This is a genomic window from Pseudomonadota bacterium (genome assembly GCA_039033415.1).
Lineage (GTDB): Bacteria > Pseudomonadota > Gammaproteobacteria > Xanthomonadales > SZUA-38 > JANQOZ01.
On the sequence record JBCCCR010000022.1, the window covers coordinates 1 to 21,970 of the forward strand.

At 58.6% G+C, this 21,970-nt stretch carries 22 protein-coding genes; 12 read left to right on the forward strand and 10 right to left on the reverse strand.

The features are described 5' to 3' along the window. The 4 genes from AAF358_17460 to AAF358_17475 all read left to right on the forward strand — a co-directional run. On the forward strand, nt 1-492 hold a 492-nt coding region (locus AAF358_17460; protein ID MEM7707350.1), incomplete at its 5' end, for a phosphopantetheine-binding protein. 17 nt (nt 493-509) lie between these two features. Further along, complete coding sequence (locus tag AAF358_17465) at nt 510-1,556, forward strand: hypothetical protein (GenBank protein MEM7707351.1); 1,047 nt, start codon at nt 510-512, stop codon at nt 1,554-1,556. Further along, on the forward strand, nt 1,553-2,503 hold the full coding sequence (locus tag AAF358_17470) for a cupin (GenBank protein MEM7707352.1): 951 nt from the start codon (nt 1,553-1,555) through the stop codon (nt 2,501-2,503). The genes AAF358_17465 and AAF358_17470 overlap by 4 nt, the downstream gene beginning before the upstream one ends. Nucleotides 2,504-2,547: 44 nt before the next feature. Then, a complete protein-coding gene (locus AAF358_17475) occupies nt 2,548-3,339 on the forward strand; it encodes a TIGR04325 family methyltransferase (GenBank protein ID MEM7707353.1) in 792 nt (263 codons plus the stop codon). A 61-nt stretch (nt 3,340-3,400) separates the two neighbouring features. Here the strand turns inward: AAF358_17475 and AAF358_17480 are convergent, their stop codons facing one another. The 4 genes from AAF358_17480 to AAF358_17495 all read right to left on the reverse strand — a co-directional run bounded on the left by AAF358_17480 (nt 3,401) and on the right by AAF358_17495 (nt 6,886). Beyond that, the gene (locus AAF358_17480) at nt 3,401-4,516 is read right to left on the reverse strand and encodes a DUF4105 domain-containing protein (protein MEM7707354.1); all 1,116 of its coding nucleotides are present in this window, start codon (nt 4,514-4,516) and stop codon (nt 3,401-3,403) included. Then, entirely contained in the window at nt 4,516-5,361 is an 846-nt protein-coding gene (locus tag AAF358_17485) for a transporter associated domain-containing protein (protein ID MEM7707355.1), read from the reverse strand. Before AAF358_17485 ends, AAF358_17480 begins: the two co-directional genes overlap by 1 nt. 66 nt (nt 5,362-5,427) lie before the next feature. Beyond that, nucleotides 5,428-5,907 (reverse strand): rRNA maturation RNase YbeY, encoded by a 480-nt coding sequence (gene ybeY, locus AAF358_17490; protein ID MEM7707356.1) that lies wholly within the window; start codon nt 5,905-5,907, stop codon nt 5,428-5,430. Then, complete coding sequence (locus AAF358_17495) at nt 5,888-6,886, reverse strand: PhoH family protein (protein MEM7707357.1); 999 nt, start codon at nt 6,884-6,886, stop codon at nt 5,888-5,890. Before AAF358_17495 ends, ybeY begins: the two co-directional genes overlap by 20 nt. 276 nt (nt 6,887-7,162) lie before the next feature. Between AAF358_17495 and AAF358_17500 the strand changes: the two genes are divergently transcribed. From AAF358_17500 to AAF358_17510, 3 genes are all read left to right on the forward strand, one after another. Continuing rightward, the gene (locus tag AAF358_17500) at nt 7,163-8,206 is read left to right on the forward strand and encodes a nucleotidyltransferase family protein (protein ID MEM7707358.1); all 1,044 of its coding nucleotides are present in this window, start codon (nt 7,163-7,165) and stop codon (nt 8,204-8,206) included. A gap of 72 nt (nt 8,207-8,278) precedes the next feature. Continuing rightward, the gene (locus AAF358_17505) at nt 8,279-9,091 is read left to right on the forward strand and encodes a hypothetical protein (GenBank protein MEM7707359.1); all 813 of its coding nucleotides are present in this window, start codon (nt 8,279-8,281) and stop codon (nt 9,089-9,091) included. After that, nucleotides 9,088-9,363 (forward strand): PqqD family protein, encoded by a 276-nt coding sequence (locus tag AAF358_17510; protein MEM7707360.1) that lies wholly within the window; start codon nt 9,088-9,090, stop codon nt 9,361-9,363. The genes AAF358_17505 and AAF358_17510 overlap by 4 nt, the downstream gene beginning before the upstream one ends. A gap of 872 nt (nt 9,364-10,235) precedes the next feature. Here AAF358_17510 and AAF358_17515 read toward each other — a convergent pair. The 6 genes from AAF358_17515 to AAF358_17540 all read right to left on the reverse strand — a co-directional run bounded on the left by AAF358_17515 (nt 10,236) and on the right by AAF358_17540 (nt 16,822). Further along, nucleotides 10,236-11,291: a mannose-1-phosphate guanylyltransferase gene (locus tag AAF358_17515; GenBank protein MEM7707361.1), complete on the reverse strand. Its 1,056-nt coding sequence runs from the start codon at nt 11,289-11,291 to the stop codon at nt 10,236-10,238. A gap of 67 nt (nt 11,292-11,358) precedes the next feature. After that, a complete protein-coding gene (gene rfbD, locus AAF358_17520; GenBank protein MEM7707362.1) occupies nt 11,359-12,261 on the reverse strand; it encodes a dTDP-4-dehydrorhamnose reductase in 903 nt (300 codons plus the stop codon). Further along, complete coding sequence (meaB, locus tag AAF358_17525) at nt 12,261-13,229, reverse strand: methylmalonyl Co-A mutase-associated GTPase MeaB (GenBank protein MEM7707363.1); 969 nt, start codon at nt 13,227-13,229, stop codon at nt 12,261-12,263. The genes rfbD and meaB overlap by 1 nt, the downstream gene beginning before the upstream one ends. Continuing rightward, entirely contained in the window at nt 13,229-15,385 is a 2,157-nt protein-coding gene (gene scpA / locus AAF358_17530) for a methylmalonyl-CoA mutase (GenBank protein MEM7707364.1), read from the reverse strand. Before scpA ends, meaB begins: the two co-directional genes overlap by 1 nt. Next, complete coding sequence (gene mce / locus AAF358_17535) at nt 15,378-15,800, reverse strand: methylmalonyl-CoA epimerase (protein MEM7707365.1); 423 nt, start codon at nt 15,798-15,800, stop codon at nt 15,378-15,380. Before mce ends, scpA begins: the two co-directional genes overlap by 8 nt. A gap of 197 nt (nt 15,801-15,997) precedes the next feature. Further along, entirely contained in the window at nt 15,998-16,822 is an 825-nt protein-coding gene (locus AAF358_17540; GenBank protein ID MEM7707366.1) for a DUF2306 domain-containing protein, read from the reverse strand. Nucleotides 16,823-17,008: 186 nt separating this feature from the next. Here AAF358_17540 and AAF358_17545 point away from each other — a divergent pair, with 186 nt between their 5' ends. From AAF358_17545 to AAF358_17565, 5 genes are all read left to right on the forward strand, one after another. Continuing rightward, a complete protein-coding gene (locus AAF358_17545; protein MEM7707367.1) occupies nt 17,009-18,247 on the forward strand; it encodes a sensor histidine kinase in 1,239 nt (412 codons plus the stop codon). Next, nucleotides 18,244-18,921, forward strand: coding sequence for a response regulator transcription factor (locus AAF358_17550; protein MEM7707368.1), 678 nt, complete (start codon nt 18,244-18,246; stop codon nt 18,919-18,921). The genes AAF358_17545 and AAF358_17550 overlap by 4 nt, the downstream gene beginning before the upstream one ends. After that, nucleotides 18,908-19,348, forward strand: coding sequence for a hypothetical protein (locus tag AAF358_17555; protein MEM7707369.1), 441 nt, complete (start codon nt 18,908-18,910; stop codon nt 19,346-19,348). The genes AAF358_17550 and AAF358_17555 overlap by 14 nt, the downstream gene beginning before the upstream one ends. An 83-nt stretch (nt 19,349-19,431) precedes the next feature. After that, on the forward strand, nt 19,432-20,619 hold the full coding sequence (locus AAF358_17560) for an MFS transporter (GenBank protein ID MEM7707370.1): 1,188 nt from the start codon (nt 19,432-19,434) through the stop codon (nt 20,617-20,619). Further along, on the forward strand, nt 20,612-21,835 hold the full coding sequence (locus AAF358_17565; GenBank protein MEM7707371.1) for a serine hydrolase: 1,224 nt from the start codon (nt 20,612-20,614) through the stop codon (nt 21,833-21,835). The genes AAF358_17560 and AAF358_17565 overlap by 8 nt, the downstream gene beginning before the upstream one ends. Nucleotides 21,836-21,970: the final 135 nt, after the last annotated feature.

Here is a 21,970-nt window from a genome sequence, read left to right on the forward strand (position 1 = left end):
GATACTGAGGTATCGAGCCTGGAGCTTCGCAAGGCATTACGTCAGGTGCTGCCGGACTACATGGTGCCGCAGCAGTTTGAGCCGATTGACGAGATCCCGCTGACGCCCAACGGTAAGGTCGATCGAAAGCAGTTGCCCGATATTACTTACGCAACAGCGGGCAGGTCGCCGAGTGGGGTAGAGCTTAGCGAAACTGAGAGCAGTATCGCTGCGATCTGGTGCGACCTCGTAGGGGTGCCAGGACCTGTCGCTAAAAGTGAGAACTTCTTCGAGATGGGTGGCCATTCTTTGTTGGCCGTTAAAGCCATTGCGCTGATTGAAACAAAACTTGGCGTTCGGGTCTCTACTCGACAACTCGTTATGGATCCGCTGTCTGCCATTGCCAAGTGGTGTGAAGACAATCGATTGAAAGTCCCCGAAAGCCCCAGCGCTGAACGCGGTTTTCTGAGTCGTTGGCTCAAGCGTGACAGGACCGGTACAGGCCGAACGTGATGAGCCTCCGCGGTGCTATGCTGCTTGCGGTGGCGGGGGTCGTAGTGTTCTCATTCTGGCTGTTCTCACCCGAATTGCGCCGGTTGTTGAATGGCGCCCAGCCGGCGACCGCGGCGCCACAGGCGCTAAAGGTTGCAGTTCTTGGCGACTCCGATAGTCATTTTTATGGTGACTATGTCGACGGGAAACGTCGAGGGAACGACTATCACGCGTATACCTTCGTGTGGACCGATATTTGGGCGCGACTCAGGCCTGGTGAGGTTGACCTGGGTGCCCTTGCACACTGGGGCAGTGATTACAGACTTGCCAGGGGGCGGCAGTTTCTAGGTTTGTCGTCCCGAGCCCCACACAAATACGATTATGAAAACAGCTATGCGGTTTCTGGCTTGAAATGTCGGTCACTGCTGCAAAGCTGGCCCTACCAGGCTCGATGGCTGGTTGATCGAGTTCGAGCGAATACGTCCTGGAATGAAGGGTTGGTGGTGATTCGAATTGGCGTTAACGATATCGGTCAGCTCAAGCACCAACGTGAGTATGCCGAGACGGGTTACGCTGGAGGGATTGTTGAGACCGTAGAAAGCTGCATCGCTCAGATAAGAGAGGCAGCGTCTTCGCTGCTATCAGCGAATCCGAGCTTACGAATTGCGCTGGTTGGCCTCGCCAGGGACTACAACTTAACGATGGATGAACCCGCTTGGTCGAACAAAGAGTGGCTGATAAACATCGACAGCGTGCTCACCGAATACGACCGCCAGCTGAAGGATGTAGCATCCGAGAACCCCCGGATCGCCTTTATCAACGATTTCGGGTGGCACGTGGACCGGGTAGGGAGTCGTCTCGTTCGCGAGCCCGCGAGCTACTTCGCTATCGGTAATGTCAAAATAAGCAATACGCTAGGGGATCATCCGTCTAACCTGGTGCTTGCCGACTACCATGCGGGGACTATCTATCACGGACTTTGGTTGAATCACCTGATCGCTCAGCTTAACGTGCATTTTGATCTCGGCCTCGGCCAGTTAGCGGATTCTGAGATCGTTCAGCTTATTGAGGGTGCCCTGGGATGAAGTCGCAAGACCCCATAGCCAAAAATCAAGACAACCAGCGGAAACCGGCCGATACGTATCGGCTGACTATTGAGCCGGAGTCTCCTGAAGAATTTTCGACGTTGAAGCTATCAGGCATTCGGCACAATGCACAGGAGCATCCATTGCTCCAGCTCGATGCGCTGCATGAGCTGGCGAGATACCTCATGCCGAGAGAGCAATGCCGATTCGTCGATTCCGATCTGCAGATTGACGGCGCCTTCAAACACGCGAGTCGGCCGGCTGACGGTCGGTCTATCGATGAGGTTTTTGCGTCCATCAACGAAAGTGGAGCCTGGGTCGCGCTGTACAACATCGAAGCGCACCCACAATATCAGCAATTGATGTGGCAGATCCTAGAAAGCGTCAGGCCTTTAGTTGAACCAGAGCAAGGTCAGATTCTGGACGCAGGTGGGTTTGTCTTTCTTTCAACCGCCCCCTCGGTTACCCCGTTTCACATTGATCGAGAAAACAATTTCTGGCTTCAAATCAAAGGCCGGAAGTATATGACGGTCTTCGACTGGCGCGATGACCAAGTAGTTTCGGCTGTCGACGTCGAAAACTTTATCGTCAACCGACGACTCGAAAACGTGCGCCTGCGAGAAGAAACGCGTGAGCGCGGGATCGAGACGCTGACTAGCCCTGGGCAAGGAGTTTTTTTTCCAGCGACTTCTCCGCATATGACCCGTTGTCCCGAACAATGGAAGGACGACGGGGTGTCGATTTCTATAGGTGTGGTGTTTTATACAGAGCGGATGCGTGAACTGGCCCGCGTTCACCAGTTCAACAACGTGCTCCGGAAGGTCGGCATCAAACCTTCGCCCCCCGGCGGAGGGCGAAGCGACGGCTTCAAGGCTCCGATTGGACGGCTCCTCGCGGGTTTGAAGCGACGATTTCGCGGTTATCGGCCGCCACCGGGTTCGTACTAAACGCTAGAGCACTCAACACGTCACCATTCACGGACATCACTGCGTTGAATCTGAAACAACTGCTGAAAGAGTTTCCGCCGATCCGAGCCGCATTGCTGGCGCGCTATAGGCGATTCTTTCTTACGGCCGATCGCTCCAACTTATTTTTCGGTGTGTTTCCTGACTACGCAGCCGCGCTGGCCGCGACGCCAACAGGCAAACCTACTGGCTACGATACCGAGGCTGCAGCGACGTTGTACGCGGAACGCCACACGCAGGTGTATCCGGCGGACTATCCGGTTCTTTTCTGGCTGGCGGATTCGCTGCCCGGCTGGAGCCGGGTATTCGAGATTGGGGGCCATACTGGCGTTTCCTTTTACGCCTACAAACGATATATCGAGTATCCCAAAAAACTCAGTTGGACAATTCTCGACGTTCCGGCGGTGGTCGATGCTGGCAAAAGCATCGCGGGTAAGCGAGGCGAGACTCGCCTGAGTTTTTTGACGGAACCAAAGCGCGAGACCTACGATGTTTTGCTTGCCGCGGGGGCGTTGCAGTATCTCCCGGACCCACTGTCGCAGACACTCGATTCGTTGGCGGAGTTACCAAAACAGATTCTGCTTAATCTATTACCCGTGACCGAACAGGCAACCTACTTTACGGTGCAGAACATGGGCCCCGCTTTTTGCCCCTACAAAATTGTCAATCGGGGGGAGCTGATTGCGGACCTGGAAGCGCTCGGTTATGAGTTGCTGGACGAGTGGAAAAACCCGGAAAAGAGCTGCTCCATCCCCTTCTCAGACGCCAAGTACTCGCTCGATCATTACTGCGGTTTTCGCTTTTGTCGAGAGGGCTAGGCTGAGTGCCCTAGCCAACGGCGTCTCGGCTTGCCTCTGCGTCGAGAAAGTCCTAGGCGAATCAGCCTGACGGCGGAACCGCTGGCTTAGATTGTGTCGCGGCCCGATATGCGAGCACCAAGGCGGTAATCTGGAACGACACTATCAGCACCTGAACATAGCTTCGAACAAAAAAAAGTGCAAAGACTGCTGAAATGATGACGGTGAAGGTGAGCGCCTTTCTCGCCTTGCCAGTGCAGAAAGGCAAAGCCAGCAGCAAAGGACTTAGCGCGATAAGCGCCGGATTCCATGCGGTAGCCCAATGTTCCGTTAGCAGCCAGATCAACAGCAGGATTACTCCGGCCAGGCCCGACACCAAAGACCATATAGACCGTGCCCAAGAGTTTCTATGGACAAGCCAAAGGCAAAGGACTCCGATCGCCAGAAAAATTAGAGGTAGCAGCGATGTGTTTGCGGCAGACCCTTCATAGATTTCAATGCGCTCCTGAGCCAACGCCGCCCCCGATTCTGTGGCAAAAGTCGCAACTGCCTCTGAGAGCTGATCGGGTAAGTAGAAGGAAGACCAGAGCGATATTTGGTTGTCTACCGGCCGGCCAAGCGCAATGTTCGCACCAAGATGAAGCCAGGCAACAGCATTGGAATAAGATCCCAGACTGCTTCGAAAAGTTTCCGAGGTCATAGTTTTCTCAGAGCTGGCCTTGAGCGCCCCGTCCAGGGCGATATCCAGCGCGTCGCGAACTTTGGTTGAACAGTTTTGGAGAAAATAGTCGTATCGATAGCTCGCGTTTTCAGGCTTGCTGTGCCAGTCAAGGTATTCAATCAGTTTTCGCTTTTGTTCGGCGTTGAGGTTCAACACCTGTTTCGTGACCGTCCTTTCGTCGCGAATGTACCCCGCTATGTCAGCGTCAGGATCAAACGCCATTACACGATAGGACATCTTGCCCATAACAAAATTGAGCAGAAAGTTCTCGCTGGTGAAATCAAAAATGCCAAAGTTATAGATGGCGTTGAATCCGCTGACAGGGTCCGCAACTGTGATGGCGTTGTGTCCGAACGCCTGCCAGTAGATTTTGCCCGGGCCAATGGTAAAAAGAGACACCTCGGTGTCTTCTAACGAGAGCGATTGAGAGAGCGTTAGGGCTGGAAAGCTGAACAGCGCAGCCGCCAGCCAACGCATTATTCGGAAGATGGCTTTAACCCCAGCACAAGAAGTCGGCGGCTGTTGGCTTTCAGCACCTCAAACTCATGTCCGCCAACCGTGACCGCTTCGCCCGTTTCAGGCAGTCGGCCGAGTTCTCCGGTCACCAATCCACCGACCGTGTCGAAGTCCTTCTCTGATAACTCACAGGAAAAGTACTCATTGAAATCATGAATAGGCGTTAGGGCGTTGATCGAATAGCGCCCGTTTTCCATGGCGTTGATGAAGTCGGTTTCTTCGGCGTCGTACTCGTCGCCAATCTCACCGACGATTTCTTCCAGCACGTCTTCAATGGTGATCAGGCCGGCAACGCCGCCGTACTCGTCCACCACAATTGCCAGGTGGTTTCGCGAGCTGCGAAAGTCCTCCAGCAGTACGTTGAGGCGCTTGCTCTCCGGAATGAAGGCGACCTCGCGCTGGATCTGCTCAAGATCGAACTCGTCTGCGTTGTCGAAGAAGCGGAGCAGGTCTTTGGCCAGAAGCACGCCTACCACCTCGTCTCGGTCGTCCTTGATGACAGGAAAGCGTGAGTGGCCTGACTCCACAATAACCGGCAGCACTTCCGCGAGTGTTTGGCCCGCTGACACGCACACCATTTGACCTCGTGGAATCATCGCGTCACGCACCTGTTGCGAAGACACCTCCATGGCGCCTTCGAGCATGGCAAACGTTTCCTTATCGAGAATTTCCCGCTCGAGGGATTCCTGCAGTAGTTTGAGGAGATCTTCGCGGTTTCGTGGTTCACCACCGGTAAGGGCGTGGCCGAGTTTTTCCAGCCAGCTCTTCGGTTCGGAACCGTTGCTACTGGGTACGTCGTCGTTCATACGGCGAAACTGTAGATGCAGTGCAGCGAAAAGACCTATCAGTTTAGCGCGATCAGGCCCGCCTTGCTATTGTCCCGACGAAGCGTAGGGGTCAGGAAATCCGAGGTTCTGGAGCAGGGTTACCTCGCGGCTTTCCATACGCTCTGCCTCTTCGACGGTTTGGTGATCAAAACCCAGCAGGTGCAGCACGGCATGAGTCAGCATATGCGCCAGGTGCTGCTGCCGCGTTTTGTTCTGCTCTCGAGCTTCGGTATCGACTACGGGAGCGCAGATCAAGATATCGCCCAGCATCCTGGCCGGCACCGCTGCGTCGATTTGCGCCGGGAAAGCAAGAACGTTCGTCGCGTAGTCCTTGCCGGCGAATCTACGGTTTATATCGCGCATCTCCGGCTTGTCACAGATGCGGACGTCGATTTCGCCTCCGTCTAAGTCCGCAGGCAGGGCGTTAATTACCCAGGACTGAATAAGCTCGCGATCTGCCCAATCAGGCTCTACCGTATCGCCGAAGCTGATCTCAATCCGAATCTCAGGCGTCGTCAGATTCACTGTCGGCCGACTGCTGGTAGGCGTCCACAATTCGCTGGACCAGGGCGTGGCGAACCACGTCTCGGGACTGGAAGAACGTGAAGCTCACGCCCTTGATCTCCCTGAGAATGTCAATCACGTGCTTGAGACCGGACGTCTGGTGCCGCGGCAGATCCACCTGCGTCACGTCGCCAGTCACGACTACGCGGGAACCAAAACCGATGCGAGTCAGGAACATTTTCATCTGTTCGACCGACGTATTCTGTGCCTCATCGAGAATGATAAATGCGTCGTTGAGCGTGCGGCCGCGCATAAATGCGAGCGGGGCGACTTCGATCACGTTGCGCTCGATGAGTTTTTCGACCTTCTCGAAGCCGAGCATCTCATACAGGGCATCAAACAGGGGGCGCAGATAGGGGTCGACTTTCTGCGCCATATCACCCGGCAGAAAGCCAAGCCGCTCGCCCGCCTCAACAGCGGGTCTCACCAGCACCAGACGAGACACCTGCTGGCGTTCCAGCGCATCAACCGCACAGGCAACCGCAAGATAGGTTTTGCCGGTCCCCGCTGGACCGATGCCAAAGGTCACATCGCTGCTGACAATGTTCCTGAGGTAGGCCTTTTGGTTCGGACCGCGACCAATGATATTCCCGCGTCTGGTGCGAACGCTCACTTCGCTTACGGCAGTAGGGTCGGCTGAAAACTCCGAGGGTGCTTCTACCGAGGCTGACTGCATCTGCAGATTGATTTCCTCGGCGGTAAGCGCTCCATCAGCGGTTTTCGCGTAAAGGTTGCGCAGCAGGTTGACGGCGATTTCGGCGTCTGGGCCCTCGATAGAGAATATCCCGCCCCGGTTGCTGATCTTGGTATCGAAGCGTCCTTCAATCAGCCGCAGGTTGGCGTTCAGCGGCCCGCACAAACCGGCCAGCCGCGCGCTGTCCTGCGGAGACAAAGTCAGCGAAACGACGGATTCCGGCAGTGTCGTGGGCTCAGTCGGCATTGTTGGCCCGTATCGAGTAGTCGTCACAAGTTGTCATTGTTTGGGTGATCTCCCCATTACAGCGCCGATTGATCAGATCGCTCGAGCTCTGGGAAATCGGAATCGGTTGTCTTCGCAAAGGCCAGCGCGCTCCGGCGGGTCTTTACCTGCCGCATCTGCAAACCGCAACCGCGGAGTCCTAGGCGGCCCGCAAAACTAGCCCGTTTCCTGCCATATCGCAATGTCTCGGAGAAAAAACTAGACTGACACTTTTTTGCGGATAGAACGCATCATCGCATGTTGCTGCAACTTATTGGCCGCCTAAACCAGCCCACGAAAGACGCTTATTCGATCTCTGAAATCGATGCACGGCGAGTTGCGGATAACGGTCTTGGCCCTATCTTCTGGGCGCTGCTGCAGGAAGGGCATGTAGAAGCTTCCTCGCAGTCGATCGAACTGCTTCAGTCCGCAGACATGACGGCCCGCGTCATTTCGGCCAGAACCCGGAAGAACATCGATGAGGTTCTTGGTGTTCTGGAAAGCGCTGGGCTGGAGCCGGTAGTTCTGAAGGGCGCCGATGTTGCGCAGCGGTTCTATCCAGAACCGCACTGGCGAGTCATGGGTGATCTGGATCTACTCCTGCCCAATGACACGGGTCATGAAGCACTGAGGCTGCTTGAGGCAGAAGGATTCAGAAATCCCACTGACCATCCGGCGGAGCGGTGGGACGGTCATCATCACGTGGTGCCGGTCTACCACCCCGATTTGAAGCAATGGGTCGAAGTCCACCATCGGCTCATCACTGACCAATCGCCTTTTCATGTGGAGTCGATCTTTCAGGGGGAATCCGTCAGGAAAAATCTGAAATCAGAAGTTGTTGGGGGCAGGACCGTGAGGTTCCTGACGCCAACGCTGACCCGATTACACACGATCGTTCACTGGTATTTCGACTTAATGGATCGCTGGGGAAACGCCGGCCTTCAGCGTCCGATTCTCGATAGCCTGTTTATGAGGCGAGCGGGCGTAGCGAAACCAGAAGAAGGTTTGTCCGAAGAAATCGAGCGTGCCTGCCAGCTGATGGATTACATTCTGAATCGGTTAGAGGGCCGTACGGCAAGCGAAGGACTTTGGTGGCCGTTACCAGGCAACCTTGCGCAAATCGATGGGTTGAGTTCTGAAGATTCGGCGCTACAGGCTGAACTTGCGGGTGCCGCATTCGGTGTTTACCTCGTGGCAAAGAGTCGCCTGGGGTTCAAGGCTAACCTTATGCGAGCTTGGGCTTCGGTCGCGATTAACGCCGTCGGTCAACGTCTTATGCCCCGCCAAAGTCAACGATTGTAAGCTACGAGGCGTTGCTGCTTTGTCATGGCAAGCTACTGAGGCAATATATCGCTTTCTTTTGGGAGTCCAGAGTTGCTCCTGGAAATTGTTGGCGTCCCTGTTGAACTAAACCTCGAGCTCGACGATGAGGCCGAATCGCTAGTTCGCTCTAACTTTGGCGCGTTCCGACCACTCTCGCGGGGTCGACCGAAGGTCAGAATCTCGGCAGAGAATCGGGGCGAGGGGTATCGAATCACCTGGGTCAGCGGGCACGACGAGGCGGTCGATTCCGGTCGCGACGAGCTGATTCACAGTATTGAGTCCTATCTGGTGATGGGACTCCAGTTCGCTCGGCCTGAACTGGTCTTTCTCCACTCTGCGGCTCTTGAGTTCGAAGGTCGTGCATTTCTGATCTCCGGTGCCTCAGGAAACGGGAAGTCGACGCTCGCATGGGCGCTCACCCATCATGGCTGTGCCTATCTGAGCGACGAGCTTGCACCCATTGACCTAACGGACCCCAAACGCCCCATCGTCAATGCCTACCCTCACTCGCTCAATCAAAAGCGGTGTCCGGCGGAGCCCTACGCATTGCCAGAAGGCACGCCCTTCACAGGTTGGACCTACCACATTCCCGTCAACCGGCTTCCATCTGGCGTTTGCTACGAGCCGCGGAAAGTCTTTGCGGTGTTTTTGGTAGAACAGACACGGGGGGAACCCGTCGCCACCCCGTTATCGGCAGCAGAAGGGGCTTTCAGGCTATATCCAAATCTCCTGAATGGGTTGGCGCATGAGGCGGCAGGCCTAAAAGCTGCTCGGAGTTTATCCCAAAACCAGGGCGTCTATTTGCTAGAGTCTGCCGATCTGACCGCCACAGCGAAACTTGTTTTAGAGACGTTGAATCAATGAATCCGGAAAAAAAACCGAATCTAGAAATTGAAGTCGTCGATGACGAAATGATCGTCCTTGATGCGGATAATCAAAAGGTCCACAAGCTCAACGGAACCGCCGCTGCAGTTCTCGAGAGCTGTGATGGTAGCAATAGTGTCGACGATATCGTGACCTGGCTGGCGGGAGAATTTGGCGTTCCTACCGAAAGAGTCGACGCAGACGTTAGACAGATTTTGGAGGTTTTTTCGGATTCTGGGCTGCTAAAGTCAGTTGAAGACCGCATAGAGTGAAATACTTCAACTTTTTTCCGGTTTAGGTGTGGCACGTCGGGCGATGATTGGCTATAGTTTCTCTACAGGGGGCCATTGGGCTTAGGAAGGAATTGTGACTAATAAAGTCTCACGTCGTGATTTACTGAAGAAATCGGGTTATGCCGCGCCTGTTGTTCTGACGCTTAGCGCCACACCTTCGATCGCAAGTATCGGGTCGGGAGGTAGCGGCGGCGGTCCCGGTCCTGACCCATCAGGCGGAAAGAACTGCCGGTGGGTTACGATCTATCGCTGGCGCATTCGCCGAATCGGTTGGCGCTGGACACTTGTTAGAGTGCCTGTCGGACGCCGCATGATCTGCCGATAGGGCATCGTAAAGATTCACGAGAAAGGCCAGCTTTAATCGCTGGCCTTTTTTTTGGATGCTCAGTCAGGCGTCGTGGTATCGGAACCGATTGGTTCTGATTCTGATCTTCAGGTCGAACTGCAAATGTCACAGAAAGTTGACAAACGATTCTTCGCTCCGAGCATCCCGCCGCTAAAATAGTGGTCGGGGGTAACAGCTAGAAGTTGGAGGATTGTTGTGTCGCAAGACCAATCAAGACGACAGTTTCTCAAGAGGGCAGGATACGCAGCACCTGCGGTTATGACGCTGAGCGCTTTGCCAGCTATGGCGGCCTCTGGTTCCGGTGGGTCGCAGAGCGGGCCGAGGATTTGCCGGCGTCAGCCAAACCCTAACTGGAGCCAAAGACGTACTGAACGTTTCCTTGCGCGCCAGGCTAGACGGTGCAATTGATCGCTCTCTGAGACAGTCTCTGCTAGCTACACCTAGGGGCCGCTTTTGCGGCCCCGATTTTTTGGCGTCCTGTGGCGAGGATTCCGGTGTTGCTAACCTATCGGCGTTCTTTAAGCTGTTCCACGACGTCCTTTACCTGCTGTGTTTTGCTCCGGTCGCAAATCAGAAGCGCATCGGGTGTATCGACGATAACCAGATTGCTCACGCCGACCAACGCCACGAGGCGACCAGATTTCCGGACGTAAACGTTTTCGCTGTCTACCAAAACCGTATCTTGCTCAGGGCCGCCAGCGTCAGATGCCGCAAGATCGCTGATTGCCTGCCAGGAGCCCACGTCGTTCCAGTCAAAATCTCCGGCGACTACACCTACATCGGAGGCGCTCTCAAAGATTGCGTAGTCGACTGAGATGGCCTGCAATTCGCCGAAGGAGACTTGATCAAACGTAATCGTGTCATCCGAGCAATCCGTAGCCGCCAGGCAGGCTCGCGCGCCGGCAGCCAAATCTGGTGCTACTTCGTCGGCGGCTTTCAGAAAACTCGCGGGCGTGAAGCAGAACATGCCCGAATTCCAGAGGTAGTTGCCTGATGCGACGTAACCCTCTGCCGTCTCCAGATCCGGCTTTTCGACGAAGCTGTCTACCGCGAAACCTGACAGGAGAGAGGCCGCTGATTTGATGTAGCCGTAGCCGGTCTCGGGTCGCGTCGGTTTGATGCCGTAGGTCACGAGATGTCTGGCAGCGGCAAGCTCGGCCGCTTTGTCGGTTGCGGCACGAAATCTATCAACGTCAGCGATCAAATGGTCCGATGGCAGGATCACCAGACACACATCTTCGCCCAATGCTTCGCTGGCCCACGCAGCGGCCATGGTTATTGCCGGAGCGGTGTTTCTGGCCTCTGGCTCGAGCAGAAAGATGTGTCGGTTCGAATGCGCTTCGGCCTTCTCGTAGGCGTCTCGCGTGAGCTGGTGGTAGTCCTGGTTGGTCACGGTGATGATCGGCCCGCCGTCTGCAAGCAGCCTAGCGCGATTGAGGGTCTTTTCGATCAGCGTTTCGCCGTCTGGCATCGCCATGAAGGGCTTCGGAAAAGATTTGCGAGATTCTGGCCAGAGCCTCGTGCCGGCGCCGCCGGATAGGATCACAGGGACGATTTTCACTTGAACTTCCTAATGAGGTTAGATGGTCATTAAAGCGGATTTTGGGCCTTGAGCCACTGCGTGGCGCTCAATTCCAGGTAAATGATGGCAAAGCCTTGTTCAGCTGGTCCTGCCATGTTGGCACCGCCAGCCCAAAACGCTCTTCAAACAACTGATTGCTTAAGACCGAATAGGATGGCCGTCGTGCCGGGGTTGGAAACTCGGTGCTCGGAACTGGCGATGGTTCCGCCAGCGCTACACCAGGCTGTTGCGTTTGTTTCCAGGATAGAAACGCCTTGGCAAATCCATACCAGGAGACCGGGTCTCCGTTTGCTGACAGGTGGAAAATGCCGCTGGTGGAATTGCCCAAAGACTGCGCTAAGGCGGCGGAGCTGAGTTCGGCCAGGTCTGCCGCGCACGTAGGTCGCCCCAGCTGATCATCCACCACGCTCAGCGATTCACGCTCAGCCGCGAGCCGGACGATAGTTTTGACGAAGTTCTTGCCGTGGCGGCCGTACACCCAGGCGGTGCGAAAGATCAGGTGCTGACACCCCGTATCCTCGACCGCTTTCTCCCCGGCGAGCTTACTCTCCCCGTAGGTGTTGACCGGATCTGTCGGGTCGTTCTCTCGATAGGGGCGGTTGCCGGTGCCGCTGAACACGTAGTCGGTGGAGTAGTGGGTTAACAGCCCGCTGCGGTCCGCCATATGCTCAGCCAAGAGCTTAGGCAGGTCACGATTGAGGAGGAATGCTTGATCTCGCTCGGATTCAGCCTGGTCCACCGCCGTGTAGGCCGCGGCGTTGACGATGTGGTCCGGCTGCACCTTCCGCAGCAGGTCGGCGACCTGGTCAAGATCGGACAGATCGCACGGATGGTCGCCTTGGTTGCGCGAGCTTGTGAGCAGCTCAAACGGTTTGGCGAGCGTTTGCTTCAGCTCGCGCCCGAGCTGACCTTCACTTCCCAGCAGCAGAACCCGCGGTATGGCAGCCATCAGGCGTCCGCTAGCTGCTGGGCCGCGGCAAACGGGGTAAGGTTTGAGGCTCGCACCTGCTGTTCCAGCGTCTCCCTCAGCGACTGAGCTTCGGGCTTGGCCATCAACCGCTGCTGCAAAATCTCCCCCACCAGCCGCTCCATCCACACGACGGCCTGTCGTTGCCTTGCAGCTTCCAGGCTGCCGTCCCCGAGCACCTGCCGGTAGAACGCCTGCACCGTGTCCCAGACCTGGTCGATGTCTTCGTTTTCCAGGGCAGAGCAGGTCAGCACCTGGGGTTTCCAGCTGCCCATTTGGCGCAGGAGCCCCAGCGCGCCGCGGTAGCGCGATGCCGTCTGGGCCGCGTGGTCTCGGTGGTCTCCGTCTGCCTTGTTCACCACCAGCAGGTCTGCCAGCTCCACAATCCCGCGCTTGATGCCCTGCAGCTCGTCACCCGCGTTGGGCAGCAACAGCACCATAAACAGGTCCACCATGGCGGCCACGTCGAACTCTGACTGACCGACGCCCACGGTCTCGACCAGTATGAGGTCGTAGCCGGCGGCCTCGCACAGCAGCAGGCTCTCACGCGTCCTGAGCGCTACGCCACCCAGGGCACCACCGGAGGGGGAAGGGCGGATGAAAGCTCCATCCTCGCGTGCCAGGTCCGACATACGGGTTTTGTCGCCCAGGATTGAACCGCCCGCAATTGGTGAGCTTGGGTCGACCGCCAGCACAGCCAGCTTCTTGCCGGCTCGCAGCGCATGCTGCCCAAAGGTTTCGATAAATGTTGATTTGCCAACGCCTGGGGAGCCGGAAATCCCGATCCGCAGCGCTTTGCCGGTGTCTGGCAGCACCGCATTCAGCAGATCCTGAGCTTCCGCGCGATGGCGCTCAGCGCGGCTCTCGACCAGCGTGATGGCTTTTGCCAGCGTCCGGCGGTTGCCGGACTTCAGCAGGGCGAGGTCGATCCCGCCGGGGCCGGCGTTCATCAGCTGGTCGATTTGATGGCGCCGAGCACTTCCCGCGCCGCGCTGGGAATATGGGTGCCCGGCCCGAAGATGCCGCCGACGCCCGCTTCTGTCAGGAATTCATAATCCTTTTTCGGAATGACGCCGCCAGCAATCACCACAATATCGTCCGCACCTTGCTCGCGCAGGGCTTTCACCAGCTCGGGCACCAGCGTCTTGTGTCCGGCTGCTAGCGTGGAGGCGCCGACGACGTGTACGTCGTTCTCGACCGCCTGGCGCGCCACTTCCTCCGGCGTGGAGAACATGGGCGACAGGTCGATATCAAACCCAATATCAGCGAAAGCCGTGGCGATCACTTTGGCACCGCGGTCGTGGCCATCCTGGCCCATCTTGCAGACCAACATCCGCGGACGGCGGCCGTGGTCCTCCTCGAACCGCTCAACCTGCTGCACGATCTCGTGCCACTCTTTGTCGTCCTGGTAGGCCGCCCCGTAGACGCCCGAGACGGTCTGCGAGTCGGCCTTGAAGCGACCAAACTCCTTTTCTAGCGCGTCAGAGATTTCGCCGACGGTGGCTCGCGCTCGGGCGGCGTCGACGGCGAGAGCCAGCAAGTTGCCGTCGCCCTCGGCGGCCGAGGTCAGCGCGCTGAGCGCAGCTTCAACGGCGCCGGAGTCACGGTTGGCCCGAATTTCTTCAAGGCGCTTCAGCTGCGACCGGCGCACCGACTCGTTATCGATGTCCAGAACCTCGACGTCGTCCTCAGCGTCGTTGAGGTACTTGTTGACCCCGACAATCACGTCTTCACCCCGGTCGATCCGGGCCTGCTTGGCGGCCGCTGAGGCCTCGATGCGCAGCTTGGGCAGACCGCTCTCAATCGCTTTGGCCATGCCGCCTTTCTCTTCGATCTCCGACATCAGCACGCGAGCGCGCTCAGCGATGTCGGCGGTGAGCGTCTCCATCATGTAGGAGCCACCCCAGGGGTCGACCACGTCGGTGATGCCGGTCTCTTCCTGGATCACCAGCTGGGTGTTGCGGGCGATACGCGCAGAGAACTCGGTGGGCAGGGCAATCGCCTCGTCCAGCGCGTTGGTGTGCAGGCTCTGGGTGCCGCCAAAAACCGCCGCCATCGCCTCGATGGTGGTGCGCACCACGTTGTTGTAAGGGTCCTGCTCGGTCAGCGACCAGCCTGAGGTCTGGCAGTGAGTCCGCAGCATCTTTGACCGCGGGTTGGTCGGCTCAAACTCGTCGATGATCTCCGACCATAGCAACCGGGCGGCGCGCATCTTGGCGATTTCCATATAGAAATTCATGCCGATGCCCCAGAAGAAACTCAGGCGTGGCGCAAAGCTGTCGATCTCCAGTCCGGCGGCCAGCGCGGCGCGGACGTACTCGCGCCCGTCAGCGAGCGTGTAGGCCAGCTCCAGCGCCGCGTCGGCACCCGCTTCCTGGATGTGATACCCAGAAATCGAAATGCTGTTGAAACGCGGCATGTTGTCCGCGCAATAGGCGATGATGTCGCCGACAATCCTCATGCTGGGGTGCGGCGGATAGATGTAGGTGTTGCGCACCATGAACTCTTTCAGAATGTCGTTCTGAATGGTGCCGGAGAGTGCGGCCCGGTCGACGCCTTGTTCTTCGCCCGCAACGATAAACGAGGCCAGCACCGGCAGCACTGCACCGTTCATGGTCATGGACACCGAGACCTTGTCCAGCGGGATCCCGTCGAACAGGATTTTCATGTCCTCCACGGAATCGATCGCGACACCTGCTTTGCCAACATCGCCGGTAACTCGCTCGTGATCAGAGTCGTAGCCGCGGTGGGTCGCCAGGTCGAAGGCAACGGAGACGCCTTGGCCGCCAGCGGCAAGCGCCTTGCGGTAAAACGCGTTTGATTCCTCAGCTGTTGAGAACCCCGCGTACTGGCGAATGGTCCATGGTCGGCCCGCGTACATCGTCGCCTGCGGGCCGCGGATAAACGGCTCAAAACCCGGTAGGGTGTCGGTGAGCGGGTTGCTGGCCACGTCCTCCGCCGTGTAAAGCGGTCGCAGGGAAATACCCTCCGGAGTGTCTACGGTGAGGTCATCCAGCGTCCGGCCCGATTTCGAGACCTGCTTGCCGGCTGTGGTCTGCCACTGCTCCAGCGAAACCTGGGGCGGCTCGTAGGGCTTCTTAGGCATGTCCATGGCCGTCCGGTCCGGGTTGGTTGATCTCGACCAGCACGCCGTCACAGGAGCGCGGGTGGATGAAGATCACGCGGCTGCCGTGGGCGCCCGGCGCCGGCTCGTCAGCCAGAAACTCATAGCCCAGGCCTTTAAGCCTCGCCACGTCTGCGTCGATGTCGTCGCTGCGAAAGCACAGGTGGTGCAGTCCGCCCGGGCGTTTTTCCAGAAACTTAGCGATCGGGCCGGCGCCGTTCAGCGGATGAACCAGTTCGATGCTGGTCGGCGGCAGGGGAAAAAACGCAGTGCTGGTCTTGGCGTCTTCCACGTCTTCCGTGCCGGAGAACTCCAGGCCGAAGTCTTCTGCGAAGCGCTTGATGGCCTGTTCCAGATCCGGAACGGCAACAGCAATGTGATCCAGGGCGGTGATCATGCCCAAATCCTTTGTGAGAACGGGCCAACCATAATACTGGAACAGCGTTGGAACTTGCAGGCCCGGAAATGGCGCCAGATCAGTGGCTGCCTTCGGTTTTTCCGACGCTCTGCACCGTTCGCCGTTAACCGCTCCTTACGCCGGCACTATCGCTCCCCTTCGGTCGAGCTCTCGATCACCTCCAGCAGATTTGCTTGTCACATCAACGGAGCCCAGAGCCCCGCCGTGGCCGCAAAGATGCCGAGCGCTGTGTACAGCGTCAGGAGAGCCAGCGTGGCAACGAACGCCAGCTGTGAACCTGGGCTCGCGGTTCGTTGGCATTGGAAATACCACTCCAGCATCGCGAGCGGCAGCAGATATTGCGCAAATCCAAGGGCGTTGAGGAACGGTCCCGTGAACGTTTCCTGATCGATGCCGATACCGCCCGTCAACACAAACCAGCCCATCAGCCCTACGCGAAAGAACCAGACGGCGCTCGCAACCATGAAAAGTCTCAGTGCCCAGCGTCGGTGCTCAACGATTTGACGCGCTATCGCGTGCCGCACAGCGACGGCCGCAAATACCAGCACCAAGATGGCGTCACCCGATATACCTAGGTGGGAGACCAGGTTTCCCGTCGGGCTTTGCCGCGCCCACGTCAAATAGAGCCCACCGATGCTGCTGAGAACGGCGGCGACGAGATAGCTTCGTCCCAGCCAGCGGTGAAACGTCGGAAAGCGCTTTCGCACGGCGGGAATCAGCTGCAGCGGGCCGCCGCCGATGATGATCGCGGCCAGGAGCACATGGCTGACCGACATCAGGTTGCCGAGGGTGTCACCTTCGCGAAACCCGGTAGGCAGATGCATGCCTTCGAGACCCGCAAGCCCCCGTTCTGCGATCGGCGGATAAAAAACCGCGAGGATGTACGCAAGGAAAATCCAGTGGCCCACAACGGCTACCGCAAACCAGGTTTTTGCTGCGACTTGAACGGCTTGCTCGGCCGTGGACGTCAGGCTTGCTGTCTCCAGATAGAGCGTGGTCATCGACTGCCTCAGAGGGTTCTGTTGGGTTAAGAACAGCGTGCCTTTCGCGGGCGTCGAATACATCGGTCGGGCGGCGGAACGGCGGCTCCCCCAAAAGGAGGACATCACCGATCAAAGCCTCCCGCTTCGGTTGCATGACATCGGGAACGCCGGTGGTTTAGTCTTCCAGCGTGAAGCAACAGTTATATGTCGATTGCCAGCGCTGTCCAGAGGAAGGGTGTGCCTGACGCGACGCCAGATCGTACGGTGCCCGGCATGGGCGTATGGCGACCGTTTCAAGGTCCGCTCCAGCGCTGGCCGCAGTTGACCGACGCCCTGCTTGCAGCGGCCGCGCTGGCCCTGACGCTGGCGAGCTGGTCGTGGCGCGCTTCGCAGCCGATCTTGGGCACCTTTACCGACATCGGTGTCTTCCTCGCTGGCTTTGTTGCCTGCCTGGCGTTGCTTTGGCGCCGCAGTCACCCATGGCAGGTGCATGCGGTTGTTGTTTTGACGGGCATCCTGCTGCTGTTCGCGCCGTCAATCGATGGTCTGGCCCCGCTGGCGCTGTCGCTTTACAGCCTCGGTCGGTACGAGACTGATAGCCGCATCAGCACGATCGCCGCCAGCGGCTCCCTCGTCTTTCTGGCAGTGCAACAGGGTTTGCCGGTCGCGCCAGGCGTCAGCGGAGTCGTAACGACCGCGGTTTGGGTCGGCCTGTGGTACGCCGGGCGACGGTTACGCTTTCGCGGCGAATACCTGCGTTTACTCGAAGATCGTGCTGCTCAGCTTGAGCGCGAACAGCATGTCGAAGCGGAGCGTGCAGTTGTAGCCGAGCGCAACCGCGTCGCGCGCGAGATGCACGACGTCGTGGCTCATAAGCTGTCCCTGATGACCGTGCAGGCCGGCGCCGCGCGGACCGTTGGCGCGTCAGATCCGGACGCCGCTTTGGATGCTATGGCCGCCGTGGAAACGGCCGGGCGTGACGCCATGGCCGAGATGCGTGATCTGCTTGGCGTTCTGCGCCCGGCAGGCCAGGAGAAGACCTTGGGCCCACAGCCAGGTATCGCCGACTTGCCGGCACTGGTCCGCGAGGTCCGCGACGCTGGGCTCACCGTGCACCTGGCAACGACCGGTCCGCTAGCGGGGCTGCCGTCTCGTCTTCAGCTCAGCGTCTACCGCATCGTGCAGGAAGCGCTAACCAATGTGATGAAGCATGCGGGGGAGGGGGTACAGGTTGCTATCGCCATCGAACGGCGAAACGACTGTGTGGTCGTCTCGGTAAACGACAACGGCGTAGGCAGCGATCCTGGCAAGACGGGCGGTCAGGGGATAACCGGAATGCGCGAGCGCGCCGAATTGCTGGGTGGATCGCTTCGCGCTGCCGAAGGATCGGACGGTGGATTTGTGGTGCATGCCGAACTGCCCATCGAAGTCGTGGTGCGCTGATGCTTCGCGTGATGGTGGTGGACGATCAGGCGCTGGTATGCCGTGGTTTTGCGCTGGTGCTCGGGAACGAGAAAGACATCGAGGTGATCGCCGAGGCGGGCACGGGTCTGGAGGCGATCGAGGCCGCCCGCAAACTGAGGCCCGACATCATTCTGATGGACATTCGAATGCCTGAGCTCGACGGCCTGGAGGCGACGGCGCGCATCTTGGACGGCGCTGACGACAACACCCGTATCATCATTCTGACCACGTTCGACCCGGACGACTACGTATTCCGGGCGCTCCGTGCCGGGGCGAGCGGGTTTATTCTCAAGGACACGGCCCCGGAAGAGCTGGTCGCCGCCGTGCGAACGGTAGCGGCCGGTGGCGCGATGCTCGCTCCCGAAGTCACTCGCCGACTCATCGCTCGATTTGTCAGCCAGCCGGATCAGAACCGAGATCTTGCGCAGCGGCTTGAGCGGCTAACGTCGCGCGAGCGGGAGGTGCTTGAGGCGCTAGCTGCGGGCAAGAGCAACGTCGAGATCGCGGAGTTCTTGTGTATCGGCGCCGCAACCGTGAAGTCTCATGTGTCCAGCCTGCTGTCCAAACTGGGCCTCCGTGACCGCGCGCAGGCCGTGGTGTTTGCCTATGAATGCGGTTTGGCCAAGGCGGGAGATCGTGATGTCGGGTTCTAGTCAGCCACCGCTCAAGAATTCGCTGTACAACGTAGCGTCGGTGTATGGCGGGCTACTTGGCGTTTTTCTGATCGCCGGAGCTTTCGGTCATTTTGCGGCCATTTGGCCAACGGTCATCGACGGGCAAGGTTCAGATCGACTTGTCGGACTCTTTTTTCCTGGCGTGCTGTTGCTGGCGACTGGACTTCTTAACTCCGGCTCCTGCATCGCGTTCTGGGCGGGAAAGCGCCGTTGGCTGCCAACTGTGCTGCTCGTCAACACCGTTGCGACGATCTACCTTGGCTATTTGCTGTGGCAAGGCGTTGTCCCGAACCATCCCATTGGACTCTTTCTCGCGCTCGTCTCGAGCTACCTCGTGCTGTTGGGCACGCTTTGGTCAGGGCTGACATGGCCGGCACCGGCCACAAGCGGCACTGGAGGCGAGTAAGCTCCGATGATGGGTCAGCTTCGACGTTTACTTCTGTTGCGCACGTTCGTCAGCGCTTCCCGAGAACATTTCTTGGGTAAACCATGACGGTCGCCGCATCAGCTAACCAGAATGACCAAGCCGTCGAATCCGCCGGAGCGCTGCTCGCGTCGATTGGCCTGACGGTAATTGCCGTCGCCGCTTTTCTTGTGTTGCCCATCTACGTGGGAGCCGCGGCCGATTCTTTGCAGATCAGCGCCTCGCAGATAGGCGTGTTGTCCGCCTGCGTTGCGCTGGGGTCAGCGGTGAGTTCCATCGCGATGATGGTGCTGGTCCGCCGAGTTCCCTGGCGTCTCGCCGGCTTTGTCACCCTGAGTTTGATGCTGGTGTCGATGGGGCTCTCAATTGTGGTGGATAACCCCACGATGTTCATGCTGCTGCAGGCGATGGCTGCGCTGGGTGGCGGCGCCACCTATTCGCTGGCGCTGACGGCGCTTTCCGACCGGAAGAACGCTGATCGCGGGTTTGGATTGTCGATCGCCGCTCAGGTCTCTTTTCAGGTCGTTGGCATGCTGCTGTTTCCTCGCCTGGTCGCCAGCGCGGGCATCGACGGCATGCTGGGCGTCTTTTTCTTGCTGGAAGCGGTTGGACTGGCGCTAGTGCTCATTCTGCCTCGGAGCGGGAAGGCGAGGGCAGCATCAGTTGATGACTCAGCCAGCCTGCTTAAACCCGCCCTGCTGCTTGCCCTCGGTGGATGCCTGTTCTTTTTTCTCAACGTTGGCGTGGTGTGGACCTACGTCGAGCGGATGGCGGTGCTGGCAGGCTTCACCGGGAGTCAGATTGGGAACAGTCTGGCTGTGGGTGTCGCTACCGGAATCCCCGGAGCGCTTTGCGCCGCATGGCTGGGCGAGCGCTTCGGCAGGCTGGGGCCCCTGGCTTTTGCGGCGATCGGTACGCTGGTGGCGCTTTGGCTGCTGGACAGCCGCATGTCGTTGACGGCTTACGTGACAGCTATGGTGCTCTACAACTTCGCCTGGAATTTTTCGCTCACCTTTCAGTATTCGGCCGTCAACGCGGTGGATGGTACGGGCAGGGGCGTGGCGGCTAGTCCGGCGTTTCACGGCCTGGGGGCCGCCATTGGTCCGGGCATTGCGGCCATGCTGGTGACCGAGTCCAGCCTGGCCGCGGTTAACTGGCTGGCAGGGCTTGCGGTTGTGGTCAGCCTCCTGCTGTTTGTCTCGGCGATCTTATGGGCGGGCCGCGAAGGTATACCGGGGACAGAAGATGGTTGAGAGACTCAAGCCAGGCTCGGCTGATCGCGTTATCAACGCTGAGCTCGGCATCAACTGGTCCAACTGGGATGCGCCGACACACCTGGCCTACAGCCAGCGGGCCATGGCCCGCTTTTGGAACACCGACGTTATCCGGGCCCCCGCTACGCCGATACCGCTGACGTATGCAGCCAGCGGGCTGGACATGGATGCGCTGCGCATTCCTGAGCCGGGTACCGAGAGGCAGCTGAGCGCCAGCCAGCTGCTGGAGCGACGCCTGTTCAACGATGCACTCCTGGTGATGAGTAAAGGGAAGGTGGTGCACGAGTCTTACCGCAACGGCATGCGAGAGACCGACCGGCACGTGAATCACTCCACCACCAAATCACTCACGACGGTGCTGCTGGGGATGGCTATCGATGAAGGGTTGGTGGATCCACAGGAGTCCGTTGCAAAATACCTGAGTGAGCTGGCTGAGCTAAGAGCCTGGCAGCACATCTCGGTCCAGCATGCGATGGATATGCGCACCGGGCTGCGCTACGAGGAACACTACGACGACCCGGACTGCATCTGCTGGAGCTATTTTCGCGCTACGGGGTATTACCCGCCGACGGCCGACACGCCGCCCGGCTATTACGCCTGGATCAAGCAGCATATGAACGACCTGGAGAGTGAGCCGGGTTATCGCTTCAACTACGCCTCACCTATGACCAACGCGCTAGGCCTGATTGCCGAAGCGGTGTACGGGCAGAGTGTTGCTGAACTGCTGGAGAGCCGGGTGTACCAACATATCGGCGCAGAGCAGGACGCCTGGCTCAACCTCGACGCCAGTGGTGTAGCGGTCACCGAGGGCCAGCTCAGCCTCACCCTGCGGGATTTTGCGCGGTGGGCGTCACTGTTTCTGAACGAAGGCAAAAACCTCGAAGGGGCGCCGGTGGTTCCGGCAGCCTATCTAAGGGATATCCTTAGCCCCGGGGCCGAGCTGCGCGAGGCGTGGCAACGCGGCAGTTACTATCCGCTGTTTGCTGAAGGCTACTACCGCAACCAGACCTACGTCATGAATGGTGAGGCAACCCAGCTGGCCATGCTGGGCATTCATGGTCAATTTGCGATGCTGGACGTTGAGCGTGAGCTGCTGATGGTCGGCTACGGCTCCTATCCGGACCAGGTCGGTGAAGTGCTAGTCACGTCCTTGCTAACCCTGTGGACGACCCTGTGTGACGCCTACCCGCCATAATCCGAAGCCAAGTGGTGCGAAAGAGGCGCCACGCTTCGCTCTTGATTCACGCTCTCAGGCATAGTCAGCGCAATCGCCTAGTTGCCACTGATTCTAAGTTTCGCCGACCGAGCGACCTGCCAGATGAAATGACGC